Source organism: Marinobacter sp. G11, assembly GCF_021282325.1.
Taxonomy (GTDB): domain Bacteria; phylum Pseudomonadota; class Gammaproteobacteria; order Pseudomonadales; family Oleiphilaceae; genus Marinobacter; species Marinobacter vinifirmus.
This window is the reverse complement of sequence record NZ_JAJSPB010000008.1, coordinates 110,083-124,202: the sequence shown is the minus strand read 5'-3', so window position 1 is coordinate 124,202 and position 14,120 is coordinate 110,083. Positions and strand designations below refer to the sequence as shown.

The window sequence follows — 14,120 nt, the reverse complement described above, 5'->3', positions numbered from 1 at the left end:
GAATCAGTGAACCTTGGGTCTGCCTCCACATTCAGTCAGGACCCTCTTTCGGGGTGGCCTATGCCACCCCTTTTTTATGCCCGGAATAACCTTGAGTAATCATTCTCTGCGGAGGAACAATCATGACAAAAAACCACCCGGACGAAATGCAGGCTGATCTGAGAAAAGCCGAATGGAAAATAAGAACCGAACTGGCTGCTGCCTATCGACTGGTAGCCCTGTTTGGCTGGGACGACCTGGTGTTCACCCATCTGTCAGCCCGGGTGCCCGGGCCTGATCATCACTTTCTGATCAATCCCTACGGATTGCTGTTCCATGAAATGACCGCCTCATCCCTGGTGAAAGTCGACCAAAATGGCGAAGTCGTGGAGGCTGGCGGGCTGCGCAGGGTTAACCCGGCGGGGTTTACCATCCACAGTGCCGTACATATGGGGCGTGAAGATGCCGGAGCCGTCATGCACCTGCATGCAGCAGATGGTGTTGCGGTATCAGCCCACCGTGATGGCCTCCAGCCCCTGAGCCAGACCGCCATGCTGTGCCTTGAGCACCTGAGTTACCACGAATATGAAGGCGTAGCGCTCAACCTTGATGAAAGGGAGCGCCTGATCCGGGATCTGGGCAACAAATCCATGATGATCTTGCGAAACCACGGCATTCTGACCGTGGGCCGCGATGTGCCGGAAACCTTCACTTACCTCTACTTCCTGATGAAGGCCTGCGAGATACAGGTAAAAGCGCAGAGCTGTGGCCCGGTATACATGCCCACCCAACAGGCTATCGACACCACGGCGGATCAATCAGGCTCACTCGGCAAGGCAGCAAAGCTTACCTGGCCCGCCCTTCTGAGACTGCTTGATGCCAGGTCTCCTGGCTACAACGTTTGAGCCCGTCATCAATCCACTTTCAGGAAGGTTCTATGATTACTGTTGATATTAATGATCTTGAAGCCTATCAGGGCATGCTCATTGGCCACAGCCCCTGGGTAACCGTGAGCCAGGCCATGATAAACGCCTTTGCCGAAACCACCGGCGACCATCAGTGGATCCATGTGGATGTCGACCGGGCCAGCCGGGAGTCACCCTGGAAGAGCCCGGTAGCCCATGGCTACCTGACGGCGTCACTGATCCCCAAGCTCAACAGCGAAGTCATCAAGGTGACGGGAACTTCAGCCACCATCAACTACGGCTTGAACAAACTCCGCTTTCCCGCAGCCGTCAAGGCTGGGTCAGATATCCGGTCCCGGGTTGAGCTGGTATCAGTGAAGCGGGTGGATGATCACCGCCTGCTGGCTACTTACCAGACAGTGGTGGAAATCAGACATGAAGATAAGCCGGCCTGTGTCCTGGAAAATCTGGCCATGTACGTGGTCTGAGTTTTCCGGTCAGTGCAAAAAGGCGGCAAGCCCTGAGGGTGGGGGGGGGAGCCGCCTTCCTAACTTCCAGTGTTGTGCAAGCTACTTCTGCCACTCCTGCTCCTGAAGTGCCCGCCACATCAGCTTTCCGGTCGGTGATTTTGGCAACTCATCAACAAATTCAATGATGGTTGGCACCTTGTAGGCCGCCATTTGCTCCTTACACCAACTGATGATGTCATCCTTGGTTGTTGTGCTTTCAGCCTCAGGCGTTAGTACAATACAAGCCTTGACCGTTTCACCACGCTTGGGGTCCGGGGCAGAGATAATGCAGACTTCGTGGATGGATGGGTGACGGTACATCAAACCTTCTACCTCAGACGGCCAGACCTTGAAGCCAGACGCGTTGATCATGCGTTTGACCCGATCCACCATGAAGAAGTAACCATCTTCATCGTAGTAACCCAGATCGCCGGTGCGGAAGAAACGCTTACCATCGATTTCGACGAACGAGGCCTCGGTATCCACGGGTCGATTCCAGTAGCCCAGAGTGACCTGAGGCCCGCAGGAAACGATCTCGCCGGTTTCTCCCACGCCTTTTTCTTCAAGTGTGTCGACATCGATAATCCGGCTGTCAACATCAAATACCGGAATCCCCAGGCATTGCGGTTTAGGGTTGTTACCGGGGTTGATGTGGGTAGCTGCCATGGTTTCAGACAAACCGTATCCTTCGATGTAATCAAGGCCTGTCAGCTTTTTGAGCTTTTCCGCCACCGCAACAGGCATCGCGGCACCACCACCCCCGATCATGTTCAGGCTGCTGATGTCGTAGCTACCCAGCTCCGGGTTTGACAGAAAATCCACCGCCATAGTGACGATATTGGTCCAGCCGGTGACCTTGTAGCGCTCAATCAGGCGCGCCGCGGTGGTTCTGTCCCAACGGGTCATGATTACGGAAGTGGCACCCGAGAAGATGGGGCCGTTCATGGAGCCGGTCATGCCGGTTACGTGGAAGAACGGCAGCGTGGACAGCTGAACACCATCCGGGGTGGACAGGTTCCAGAATACCCGGTGCACGGCTGTCGCCATCACCGACCGGTGAGTGTGCATGCAGCCCTTGGGTGCCCCGGTGGTACCGGAGCTGTACGGAATAACGGCAAGGTCATCCGGGCCGGCAGTATGTTCACCGGGCTTGTGGCCTGCTTCCAGGGCAGCCTCCCAGGTAACCACCCCGGGTATATCTCTGGACCACGCGGGCGCAGCAACTTCAGCCGGCAACGTCAGGTCGGTTTCCGGATTAATGTAGGTGTTGTAAGACGCAACAATCACTTGTTCCAGGTTGGTCTCACCAATCAACGGCGCGATGAAGCCCGCCAGTTCCTGGCCCGCCATGCACACCGTGGAGCCAGTATCCGAAATATAGTGCTCAAGCTCCGCCGCGCGGTTCATGGGATTCACAGGAATAACCACGGCGTCGGCCCGCAGGATGGCATAGTAGGAGATCACATACTGCGGGGAGTTCTGCATATAAAGCAGGACCCGATCACCCTTCTTGACCCCCTGGGCCTGCAGGTAACCCGCCATAGTATCGACTTCTCGCTTAAGCCGGGCATAGGTCATGGGCGCATCGTAGAAAACGATGGCATTGTGGTCCGGATAACGCAGTGCCGAGACTTCCAGGTTGGTGTACAGACTGGTTTTCGGCAGGGTCATGGTTTTGGGCAGATCTTTCGGCCAAACCTTGTAGTGGCGTGTAAACATATTCTTGTTCTCCCCCTGGGTTAATTCAGTCAACCGCTTGAGCGGACAAATCAAAATAATCAACAGCCCCGGGCAAGGGCTCGTCATGGCGTAACGGTGAAATGGCAACGGCTTTTTCACGAAGTACGGTCACATCCGCATCCGGCGCCACAATGTGGCGTGAGCTCCGGTCAAAACCAAGCCACCAGTAAGGCAGGCTGCGCGCATCACGGCCTGCGACCAGTGTTGGCTTCTGGATAGAGCCGTTGGACTGCCGACACCATCGGGCTACGGTAATATCGGCCGCTTCACAGGCTGGAAAGTTCACATTCCACGCCAGAACCTGGCCGGGGTGGTAAAGCCTGCGAATGACAGCTTCAGCAAAGGTTTCCACCGGCGACCAGCGGACGTCGTCCCGGTTCAGGTAAGCCTGGCTCAGCGCAATGGCCGGAATGTTCATGTGGTGGGCACTCAGTACCGCACCAACGGTACCCGAGTACTGGACCGAATCACTGATGTTCGCTCCGCAATTCACACCGGAGAGCACCAGGTCTGGCGGTGTTTCCCCGAACCACTCGGCCAGGGAATACAACACGCAATCAGCCGGTGTGCCTGAAACCGAATAACGATTAGCCCCAACCTGATAAACCCGTAACGGACTGTGAATGGATATGCTCTGGCCAGCTCCGCTGCGATCATGTTCCGGCGCCACAACCCAGACCTCATCGGCCAACCGCCGGGCAATGGCTTCAAGGATCGCGATACCCGGCGCATTGATGCCGTCATCGTTGGTAATCAGAATTCGATTGGCAATCTTTCCCTGCATCATCGCTTCTCCGCTCATGGCTTGCGGCCTTCACAAGCGATTTGCCAGCCAATATCCGCCAGCAGACTGGCACGCTTGCCAACTTCCAGCGCATTGGCGTTGGCAGCATTGCCATCCAGGGCCCGCTTGTAAACGCCCTGAAGAATGGCCGCCAGCCGGAATAAAGAGAACGACAGGAACACGTGCCAGTCATCGATACCGTCCCGGCCGGTTTGCGCGCAGTACCGTGCAATCGTTTCCTGCTCGCTTGGTATACCGAGCTCCTGCAGATCTTCGCCATTCAGGCCACGCATACCGGGCATATCAGCAGGCAGGTGGTATGGCAGGCAGTAATAGGCAAGGTCTGCCAGCGGATGCCCGAGAGTCGACAGCTCCCAATCCAGGATCGCGATTACGTCCGGGCGATCCGGTGCCAGCATCAGGTTGCCAAACCGATAGTCACCGTGAGCAATTGAAGTCTCGTCCCTGGCCGGGAGATTCTCGGGCAACCAGGCCATCAGCTTGTCCATAGCCGGCAGGTCATCCGTCCGGGATGCGAGATATTGCTTGCTCCAGCGAGCCACCTGACGGGACACATAGCCCTCGGGGCGGCCGTAATCTGCCAGACCAATAACGTTGACATCCACAGAGTGCAAAGCTGCCAGCGTGTCGATGGCTGAGTGATGAGCCCTCATTCGCTCTTCACGCTCCAGCTCTTTGAGTGCTGAATGGGAGTGAATCCTGCCTTCCAGAAAATCCATCACGTAGAAGGGAGTGCCAATGACCTCACTGTCTTCACACAGTACGCGAGCATTGGGTACCGGAACGGACGTGTGTTCAGCGAGCGCGCGCATAACACGGTATTCCCGCTCCACCATGTGAGCCGAAGGCAGCGTCTTTCCCGGGGGCTTCTTCCGCAGTACATAACGCCTGTTGCCGGTATCCAGCAGAAAGGTGGGATTGGATTGCCCGCCCTGAAACTGCTTCACGTCCATCTGGTTACCGAATTCCGGCAATGCCTGCTGAAGCCAGTTGAGCAGGCGGGCTTCATCGAATTTGTGGGCTGGCAGAACCGCTACCAGCTCTGGAGTCATGCTCATGATTATCTCTTGTCGTTATGTTCTGACTACCCCTGGCGCCAGACAGGTGCCCGGCGGCAGGGGTGTTCCGGCTTCCCGGTATCAGCAGATGGTTTCACCACCGTCGGCAACAATCACCTGCCCGGTAATGTAGGCACTGGCCGGGGTCGCCAGGAAAACGGCCAGGCCGGCAATATCGATCGGATCACCGATGCGCCGAAGCGGGGTTTTGTCTTCTGCCCGCTTTACGCGAACCGGGTCTTCCCAAAGCGCCTTGGCAAAATCGGTCTTGATCAGGCCCGGCGCAATGCTGTTTACACGGATACCCTTCGGCCCCCACTCAACGGCCAGGTTGCGCGCCAGGGCAGCTTCTGCCGCCTTGGACACACCGTAAGTGCCGATAGTGGTGTTGCCGCGAATACCGGCAATACTGGACAGCAGCACCACAGAACCTGAACCTTTTTCGGCCATCTGTGGCAGCACCATATTGGTGAGCCAGAAGGTTCCCTTGACGTTGGTGTCCATGATCTTGTCCCAGGCATCGTCGGTCATTTCCGCGGTCGGACCATACACCGGGTTGGTCGCGGCGTTGCAAACCAGAACGTCGATGGTGCCCCAGGCTTCGTTGGTTTTGTCGACCAGGTTTTGCAGGTCTTCCTTCTTGCCGACGTGGCAAGCGATGGCCATGGCATCAAAGCCCTGGGCCCGCATTTCACTGGCAACCTGCTCACAGGCTTCAGCCTTACGGCTGGAGATCACAACCCGGGCGCCACAGCGGGCCATTTCTTCGGCAATGGCCCGGCCAATGCCCTTGGTGGAGCCTGTGATAACAGCCACTTTCCCGGTCATATCAAATAATGGATTAGTCATTTCCGAATCCTTATTACTCTGAGTAACAGCTGTTTCAGCGGTACTGACGCAATTCAAGTTTGGCGACGGAATCCAGGTGAACCTCATCCGGGCCATCTGCCAGGCGCAGGGTACGGACTTTCGCCCAGGCCGACGCCAGGAAGGTGTCCTGGCTCACGCCAGCACCACCGTGCACCTGTATTGCGCGGTCGATGACCTTCAGGGCCATGCTCGGGGCAATCACCTTGATCATGGCAATTTCCTGACGGGCCACTTTGTTGCCTACGGTATCCATCATATGGGCAGCCTTAAGGGTCATCAGGCGAGCTTGCTCGATGTCGATGCGACTACGGGCAATGTCTTTCCGGATGGAATCAAATTCGGACAGCGGGCGACCAAAGGCCTCACGGGCATTCGCGCGCTTGCACATAAGCTCAAGGGCCCGCTCGGCGACACCGATGGTGCGCATGCAATGGTGGATACGGCCCGGCCCGAGGCGCCCCTGGGCGATTTCAAAGCCGCGACCTTCACCCAGCAGGATATTACTGACCGGTACACGCACGTTGTCGTAGTGAATCTCGGCGTGGCCGTGCGGCGCATGGTCATAACCGAATACCGTCAGCGGGCGAATCATTTTCACCCCGGGTGCATCCAGCGGCACCAGAATCATCGACTGCTGCTGGTGCTTGGGAGCGGAGGGGTCGGTTTTACCCATAACGATGGCAATCTTGCTGGTGGTGGTCATGGCACCTGAAGACCACCACTTACGACCGTTAATAACGTACTCGTCACCTTCCCGACGAATCTCGCAAGCAATGTTGGTTGCGTCAGAGGAAGCCACATCCGGCTCTGTCATGGAAAAGCAGGATCGGATTTTTCCATCCAGAAGCGGCTTCAGCCACTGCTCCTGCTGTTCCTCGTTTCCGTAACGGGCAATGGTCTCCATGTTGCCGGTGTCCGGCGCGGAGCAGTTGAATACCTCGGGAGCCATCTCGGAACGGCCCATAATCTCGCACAAATGTGCGTACTCGAAGTTTGTCAGGCCGGCCCCCAGGTCACTTTCTGGCAGGAACAGGTTCCACAGCCCGGCAGCCTTCGCTTTTTCTTTCAGCTCTTCAATGATCGGAACCGGTGCCCAACGGTTCTCCGCGGTTGCCACCTGATGGTGATGCTTTTCTTCATTCGGGTAGATATAGGCATTCATGAACTCGGTTAATTCGGCCTGCAGTTTCTTGGCCTTGTCAGACAGCTCGAACATATCCGTTTCCTCTCTGTTCAGTTATTTGCGACTGCTACTAACGCTGGCAATCGCGTTAGCAGGCATTCAGACGGGAACGCCTTCAGGTTTCTCACTACCAGAACGTATCCGGAAAGTGCCCTCACCGATTGCAAGCAGATTGCCCTGCTCGTCGTGAACTTCACCGGTACTGTTAAAAATCCTGCTTCCACCCGCGCGCTTACGACCGGTCACCCGGATTACGCCCCCGGTGCACTGCCCGGTAAACGTGGTGGTCAGCGAAAGCGTAATGGCTTTGCGCATGCGCCCGGGGTAGGGGCAGTAGGTGCCGGCTTCGGCCATGACAATATCCAGCAGGGAGGTCAGTACTCCACCATGGATAACACCACCCAGATTCAGGTGATCCGCCTGGATTTCCAGCTCGATCACTGCCTCGTTTTCTTCCCACGATACCTGCCGGTAGCCCAGCATGTTGTGAAAACCCGGCAAGTCTTTGCCACCGGTAATGTGCAGACTACTGTTGCTCATCAGACTTTCATTCCTGGCAGGTTGAGGGACGCTGTGTTGCCGCCATCAACGGCCAGGGCCTGGCCGGTAATGTAACTTGCATCGTCACTGGCGAGAAAAAGGATGGCGGCAGCAATTTCCGCAGGATCGCCATAACGGCGCAACTCACAACGGGAGCCGAGCTTGTGGGCCTTTTCGTGTGCCCGGGCATAGTCAAAGACTTTCTGGGTCATACCGGTTTCAACCAGCCCGGGACAAACTGCGTTTACCCGCACGTTGTCCAGCCCCAGATCACAGGCTGCGGTCATGGTCAGGTTGATCACGCCGGCCTTTGATGCGCTGTAGGCATTGCCTCCAGCCCCCGAACGAATACCGGCAACAGATGCAGTATTGACAATGCTGCCCTTCTTGCGGGCCTGCATGTGAGGTGCAACGTGCTTTATCGTCAGCATGGTTCCCAGCAGGTTTACAGCGAGCACTTTCTCCCACTCGTCACGACTGTTCTCGGTGACCGGCGGATGGGCTCCAGAAATACTGGCGATACCGGCGATATTGCACAGCACATCAATCTGGCCAAAGGTCTTCATGGTTTCGGCTACCAGGGCAGTTACCGCAGCCTCATCAGCAACATCTGCCACCCGACGCAGCACAGATACACCATCAGCCATCTGATTCTCGGTTTCGAGCAAGCCGCCCTCGGCGACATCAACAAGCACAACGGATGCCCCTTCGCGACCCAGCCTGAGTGCGGTTGCCCGCCCGATACCACTTCCGGCCCCGGTGACGATTACCACTCGCCGATCAAATCGCCCCATGAAATTCTCCCCGCTAACATGATTTATTTTTGTGTGTTCTATTTTGCTTTCCAGATAATTTGTCACGCGCAACGGTTATGAGTCAATATAATTGGAAGTTAATTTCATCTAGCAAAACTACAACATCAAAGGATGACAAAATGAAAACGCGATTTGACGAAATGCCCGTATACGCTCCCACTGACTCCGGCGAAGCCATGGAGGCCATCGGTTTTCGTATTCAGGCCTTTGCCAGCGGACAAGGCGACAAGACCGCAATCATCGACGAAAAGGGAGCACTCAGCTGGGCCGGCCTGCTGCATGAGGTCAACCGCATTGCCAACAGGCTGCGACAGGCCGGCCTTAAAAAAGGCGACTGCGTTGCGGCCTTGTCGGAAAACAGCAGGGAAATGGTGGCCCTATATCTGGGAACCCTGGTGGCGGGTGGTTGCATGGTACCGCTTTCCGGTATGGCCAGCGGCGAATCCCTGGCTCTGATGATTCGTGACTGCGGCTCCAGGTTCCTGTTCGTTTCCCGTAAAAACCTCGATATCTGGGCCGAAGCCAGCCCCCGGGCCGGCCTGAATGACGATGAGGTGATCGGGCTGGACAACGATGCTGCCGGACAGCATTTAAAGGACTGGCTGGGCTCGATTCCCGCCGAGCCAGACCCGGCGCCGGTAACGCTGAACGATCCGTTCAACATCATTTACAGTTCAGGCACGACCGGAACTCCCAAGGGCATACTCCACGACTACCGCTTCCGCCAGCGACAAATGGTCAGGATGAGCCGGTTCGGGCTCAACGGTGAAGCCATTAACCTTGTATCGACACCAATGTACTCCAACACCACCCTGGTATCGGTGCTACCGACCATTTTCTATGGCGGCACCCTCGTGCTGATGGCCAAGTTTGATGCCCGTCGCTTCCTTGAACTGGCAGAACAGCACAAAGTCACCCACGCCATGCTGGTGCCCGTGCAGTTTGAGCGCATATTGGCGGTTCCGGACTTCGACCAGTTTGACCTTTCAAGCTTCAAGCTCAAGCTCTGTACCAGTGCACCGCTACGGGCCCATGTGATCGCCGAAACCATGAAACGCTGGCCAGGCAATATCCGGGAGGTTTATGGCCTCACAGAAGGCGGCATTTCCACCAGCCTCGACTGCGCTGCCTATCCGGACAAGTGGGATACCGTCGGACTGCCCACCGAAGGGGCTGAAATAAGGGTGATCAGCGAGGATGGAAAGGAGCTGCCCCAGGGTGAGATCGGCGAGATTGTCGGGCGCGCGATTTCCATGATGCGGGGTTACGTAAACCGCCCGGAGCAGACCAGGGAGATGCTGTGGCAAAGCCCCGACGGACTTGCCTTTTATCGCAGCGGCGATATGGGCCGCATTGACGAAGACGGCTTTGTCCATATCCTCGACCGCAGGAAAGACATGATTATTTCCGGCGGTTTCAACATCTACGCTGTAGACCTGGAAAAAGTCGTCCTCAGCCATCCTGCGGTAACCGATGCTGCGGTTATCGGCATACCCAGCAGCCAATGGGGCGAAACTCCCCTCGCTCTGGTGGTAAAGAAATCCGGATGCCAGGAAACAGAAGAGGAAATCCGGGACTGGGCCAACCAGCATCTGGGCAAGACCCAGCGCCTGAGTGCCGTAGAGTTCCGACAGGAACTGCCTCGCTCTACCATTGGCAAGGTCTTGAAGCGGGAGCTAAGAACGCCTTACTGGGAAAACAGCGCCGGTTAACGGCGCTGCATACGATTCAGGGCATCACGGCAGTCATCGGAACGCAAGCGCTCACTGAACACACCGCGCTCCCGCTCCAATGCCTGCTGCACCTGGTCGCGCCATGGCGCCTTCATTAAACGCTTGCTGGCCCGCAATGCGTCTCGGGGCTTTTCTCCCAGCCTGCCCGCCAGGGCCAGGGCCGAACCCACAGCCTGTCCATCATCTACCACACGACTTACCAGGCCGCACTCACCGGCCTGGGTGCCATCCAGGGTTTCACCAAGCAACAGCAATTCAGCAGCCATACGAGAGCCAAGGTGCAATGGCATGGTCACAGTTGAAGCAGCCTCCGGCACCAATCCCAAATCGACAAAGGCAGTTTTGAACCTGGCCGAGCGCCCTGAAAACACGCTGTCGCAATGGAGCAACATAGTGGTGCCAATACCAATCGCCAACCCTTCCACCGCCGCTATCACCGGAGTATCACAAGCCATCAATTCTTCAATGAAAGCAAGGCCGGCAGAGGGTTTCGGGTTTTCGTCCGTAGCCCGCGCCCGGAAATCATCAAGATCGTTACCGGCGGTAAACACACCTTCAGCACCCGAGATGACGACGGCATGCACGTTCTGGTCAGAACTTGCCTCCAGCACATAACCTGCCAGCTGCTCATACATGCTTCGGTTCAGGGCGTTCTTTTTATCCGGACGATCTATGACAAGATGGATCGTTTTTTCTTGGCTATATTTCTTAATCATGTACATCTCCTGGGTGTCGCCCTCCCCCTCTGAAACAGGAGAAAAACGTCCTATTGCAAATGGCAAATCTTGTGATAAAGTCGAACAACAACAGTTCACGGTGCAGTCTTATATTCTGCACTGCGAAACAAGAGCAATGCAACTATAACAAGTACTGGAGCAAACCTATGAGCTTCCTTGCCACATTCAGAAAAAACCTTACTACCTATGCATCCGCGTTAACACTGGGTGTATCCGCTGTTATCGCCAGCGCACCTGTATACGCTGAAAAAACCTACACCTGGAAGGTTCAGTCCCACTGGCCAGGCTCCAGCAGCTCCTACCAGGACAGCCTTGGTCGACTGAAGGATGTGATCGAAGAACGCTCTGAAGGCCGCATCAAGCTCCAGCTGTTTGAAGCAGGCGCTATGTTCAAGGCCACAGAAACCTTCAATGCCGTGAGTCGTGGCATTCTGGAAATGGGTACGATTTCTCCCGGTTATGCCCAGGACAAGATGACTCTGGCCGGCATTGCTTCTGGCCTGCCCTTCGCATTCCGGAACGTTTGGGAAGCCGCCTACTTCCACCAGAACATGGGCTTCGAACAAATGCTGCGGGATGAAGCCGCCAAGTCTGGCGTTTACTGGGCAACCGACAAGGTTTACCCGACCGAAATGGTTACCAGCAAACCCATCAACAGCTGGGAAGACTTCAAGGGGCTGAAAATCCGTTCCTCCGGTGCGCTTCAGAAGTTCCTGACCGAGGCCGGTGCTTCCGCTTCCTATATCCCGGGCAGTGAACTGTACACCGCACTGGATTCCGGCATTGTAGACGGCGCCCACTGGGGTGCTGCCCAGGGTGCTGCGAGCATGGGCCTGTATGATGTTGCCAAATACCACGTTCAGCCTGCGCTGAACATCGCCGGCACTGATGTCATCATCGTCAGCCAGAAGGCCTTGGACAAACTTCCTGAAGACCTCCAACAGGTAGTGAAGCAGGCTCTGGATGAGCAATTCTGGATTCGTACCAACCAGTATCTGTACAAAGAGCGTATCGCCCTGGCCAAGGCCGTTGCTGATCAAGGTGTTGAAGTAAACGTGATGCCTGATGATGTTCAGCAGAAGCTTGCCCAGACCGCCCAGGGCATGTGGGATGAAGAAGCCAAGCGCAGCGATGAGGCCAAGAAGGCTCTGAGCCTGCTCAAGCAGTTCCTTGGCGAACTTGGCTACCTCTGATCTTAAACGCAACACCACAGGCCCCGATTAACCCCCGGGGCCTGTTTTCTCAGTTCACATCAAAGTCCCCCGGAGAGTGCCATGAGCGTAGTCAGCGCATTCATGAAAGGCGTCACCAGGCTCAACGAGTACGTTGGCCGATGTATAGCCCTGATCGTCTTTCCCATGTTTGTCTTTCTGATACTTGAAGTAGCTCTGCGCTATTTTTTCAATTCACCTTCGGTGTGGACAAATGAACTGACACAGCTGCTGTTCGGTGTATACGCAGTAATGTCTGGCGGATACATCATGGCCCACCGCGGGCACGTGAATGTCGATCTGCTGCACTCGACGCTTAAGCTGAGGGCCCAAGGCTTTGTCGACATTTTCACCTCCATTCTGTTTTTCATTTTCATGCTGGCGCTGGTCTGGTTCAGCTTTGACATGGCATCTGAGTCATTCGAAAGCCGGGAAACCTCCTTTTCTGCCTGGAACCCGCCTATCTGGCCAGCCAAGGGAGCCATCTTTGTTGCCTCTGTTTTGATGCTGCTGCAAGGCATTGTGAGGTTGCTGGAGGATATCGCCATCGCATTTAACCTGAGCTACTACGACCCCGCCGAGCGGAAAAGCCATTCTGAAGAAGGAGAAGCATAATGAGCATTGAAGTCATGACGCTTCTTTTCTTTGGTTCGCTGCTGTTTTTCCTGCTGCTTGGCCTGCCACTGGCATTCGTGCTGGGTGGTGTGTCTGTTGTTTTTCTTTATTTCACCTGGGGCTTTGACTCCTTCTACATGGTGGTTTCCCAGATCTGGGGCACCATGGAAAGCTTTACATTGGTGGCCATACCACTGTTTGTATTCATGGCGATGATTCTCGAACGCACAGGTGTTGCGCGAGACTTGTACCGCATGATGTATCTCTGGTTCGGCGGCCTCCGGGGCGGCCTGGCCATCGGTACTCTGGGTATTTGTGCGGTATTTGCAGCCATGGTGGGCATCAGCGGTGCGGCAGTGGTCGCTATGGGTGCGATCGCACTCCCCTCCATGCTCTCCCGGGGTTACGACAAGCAGATGGCACTCGGGGTTATCAATACCGGTGGCGGCTGGGGCGTTCTGATTCCGCCAAGTATCCTGATGATTCTGTATGCCCTGATTACGGGTGTATCCGTAGGCAAGATGTTTGCTGCAGGTGTTATGCCCGGCATTATGCTGATGGTACTCACCACCCTCTATATTGTTGTCCGCTGCGCCCTGCAGCCAGACCTGGCACCGGCGCTTCCTAAAGAAGACCGGGCATCATGGCCTGAAAAACTGCGCGCCCTGCGTTCGGTTCTCCTGCCGATCAGTGTTGTCGGGATGGTGCTGGGTTCCATCATGGGCGGACTCACCACACCCACAGAAGCCGCAGCCATGGGCGTCCTCGGTGCTCTGATTTCCGCAGCTGTCTATGGCGAGTTCAAATGGTCGGTACTGAATGAAGCCGCGATCCGTACACTCAAGCTGACCGGCCTGACGATGTGGATCCTGTTTTCGGCCCACGCATTCAGCTCCGCCTATCAGAGCATGGGCGCCCAGGCTCTGATAGAAAGTATTATGGCCATGATTCCAGGCGGAGCCTGGGGAACCGTCATTGCCATGATGATCATCATCTTCTTCCTGGGTATGGTTCTGGACCCCGTCGGCATCATGATGATTACTCTGCCGGTGTTTATCCCGATTATTACGGCCTTAGGCTTTGACCCAATCTGGTTCGGCATTCTGTTCGTGATCAACATGGAGATCGGTTACAAGACACCACCGTTTGGTTTCAACCTGTTCTACCTGAAAGGTGTAGTGCCTCCGTCGGTCACAATGAACGATATCTACAAGTCGATCATTCCGTTTGTACTGGTAGAAATCATTGGGATCATCCTGATCATGATCTTCCCGGAGATCGCAACCTGGTTGCCGGAATTACTCTTCTGAGATAGCAAAAAGGCCTGAGGTTTCTCAGGCCTTTTTGTTGGTCAAACAAGTACCGGGCTATGCTTTAAAGCCGATCAAAGGTATCTGCATTCGGACAAAATTCCCGACAC

At 55.7% G+C, this 14,120-nt stretch carries 14 protein-coding genes; 6 read left to right on the top strand and 8 right to left on the bottom strand.

What is annotated here, in order from left to right; translation table 11 throughout:
* The first annotated feature begins 122 nt into the window (after window positions 1-122).
* Entirely contained in the window at window positions 123-884 is a 762-nt protein-coding gene (locus tag LWH94_RS07585) for a class II aldolase/adducin family protein (RefSeq protein WP_232901760.1), read from the top strand.
* Between the two features lie 32 nt (window positions 885-916).
* Window positions 917-1,372 carry a MaoC family dehydratase gene (locus LWH94_RS07580; protein ID WP_232901759.1) on the top strand — a complete coding sequence of 152 codons (456 nt, stop codon included), beginning with the start codon at window positions 917-919 and terminating at the stop codon, window positions 1,370-1,372.
* 81 nt (window positions 1,373-1,453) lie between these two features.
* Here LWH94_RS07580 and LWH94_RS07575 read toward each other — a convergent pair whose 3' ends face one another.
* The 7 genes from LWH94_RS07575 to LWH94_RS07545 form a co-directional block, all read right to left on the bottom strand.
* Window positions 1,454-3,112, bottom strand: coding sequence for a long-chain fatty acid--CoA ligase (locus tag LWH94_RS07575; protein WP_232901758.1), 1,659 nt, complete (start codon window positions 3,110-3,112; stop codon window positions 1,454-1,456).
* Between the two features lie 25 nt (window positions 3,113-3,137).
* Entirely contained in the window at window positions 3,138-3,935 is a 798-nt protein-coding gene (gene surE, locus LWH94_RS07570; RefSeq protein WP_232901757.1) for a 5'/3'-nucleotidase SurE, read from the bottom strand.
* Complete coding sequence (locus tag LWH94_RS07565) at window positions 3,932-4,996, bottom strand: phosphotransferase (RefSeq protein WP_232901756.1); 1,065 nt, start codon at window positions 4,994-4,996, stop codon at window positions 3,932-3,934. The genes surE and LWH94_RS07565 overlap by 4 nt, the downstream gene beginning before the upstream one ends.
* Before the next feature lie 81 nt (window positions 4,997-5,077).
* Window positions 5,078-5,845 (bottom strand): SDR family NAD(P)-dependent oxidoreductase, encoded by a 768-nt coding sequence (locus LWH94_RS07560; protein WP_031210154.1) that lies wholly within the window; start codon window positions 5,843-5,845, stop codon window positions 5,078-5,080.
* A 34-nt stretch (window positions 5,846-5,879) separates the two neighbouring features.
* Entirely contained in the window at window positions 5,880-7,082 is a 1,203-nt protein-coding gene (locus LWH94_RS07555) for an acyl-CoA dehydrogenase family protein (protein WP_232901755.1), read from the bottom strand.
* A 66-nt stretch (window positions 7,083-7,148) separates the two neighbouring features.
* Window positions 7,149-7,589: a PaaI family thioesterase gene (locus LWH94_RS07550; protein WP_232901754.1), complete on the bottom strand. Its 441-nt coding sequence runs from the start codon at window positions 7,587-7,589 to the stop codon at window positions 7,149-7,151.
* Complete coding sequence (locus tag LWH94_RS07545; protein WP_232901753.1) at window positions 7,589-8,383, bottom strand: SDR family NAD(P)-dependent oxidoreductase; 795 nt, start codon at window positions 8,381-8,383, stop codon at window positions 7,589-7,591. The genes LWH94_RS07550 and LWH94_RS07545 overlap by 1 nt, the downstream gene beginning before the upstream one ends.
* Before the next feature lie 140 nt (window positions 8,384-8,523).
* Between LWH94_RS07545 and LWH94_RS07540 the strand changes: the two genes are divergently transcribed.
* On the top strand, window positions 8,524-10,116 hold the full coding sequence (locus tag LWH94_RS07540; protein ID WP_232901752.1) for a class I adenylate-forming enzyme family protein: 1,593 nt from the start codon (window positions 8,524-8,526) through the stop codon (window positions 10,114-10,116).
* Here LWH94_RS07540 and LWH94_RS07535 read toward each other — a convergent pair.
* Window positions 10,113-10,853, bottom strand: a complete 741-nt coding sequence (locus LWH94_RS07535) for an enoyl-CoA hydratase/isomerase family protein (RefSeq protein ID WP_232901751.1) — start codon at window positions 10,851-10,853, stop codon at window positions 10,113-10,115. The genes LWH94_RS07540 and LWH94_RS07535 overlap by 4 nt on opposite strands.
* Window positions 10,854-11,020: 167 nt before the next feature.
* Here LWH94_RS07535 and dctP point away from each other — a divergent pair, with 167 nt between their 5' ends.
* From dctP to LWH94_RS07520, 3 genes are all read left to right on the top strand, one after another.
* Window positions 11,021-12,067, top strand: a complete 1,047-nt coding sequence (dctP, locus tag LWH94_RS07530) for a TRAP transporter substrate-binding protein DctP (RefSeq protein WP_232901750.1) — start codon at window positions 11,021-11,023, stop codon at window positions 12,065-12,067.
* A gap of 81 nt (window positions 12,068-12,148) precedes the next feature.
* Entirely contained in the window at window positions 12,149-12,700 is a 552-nt protein-coding gene (locus LWH94_RS07525; protein WP_023008944.1) for a TRAP transporter small permease subunit, read from the top strand.
* Window positions 12,700-14,010, top strand: coding sequence for a TRAP transporter large permease (locus LWH94_RS07520; RefSeq protein WP_232901749.1), 1,311 nt, complete (start codon window positions 12,700-12,702; stop codon window positions 14,008-14,010). Before LWH94_RS07525 ends, LWH94_RS07520 begins: the two co-directional genes overlap by 1 nt.
* The last annotated feature ends 110 nt before the right edge of the window (window positions 14,011-14,120 follow it).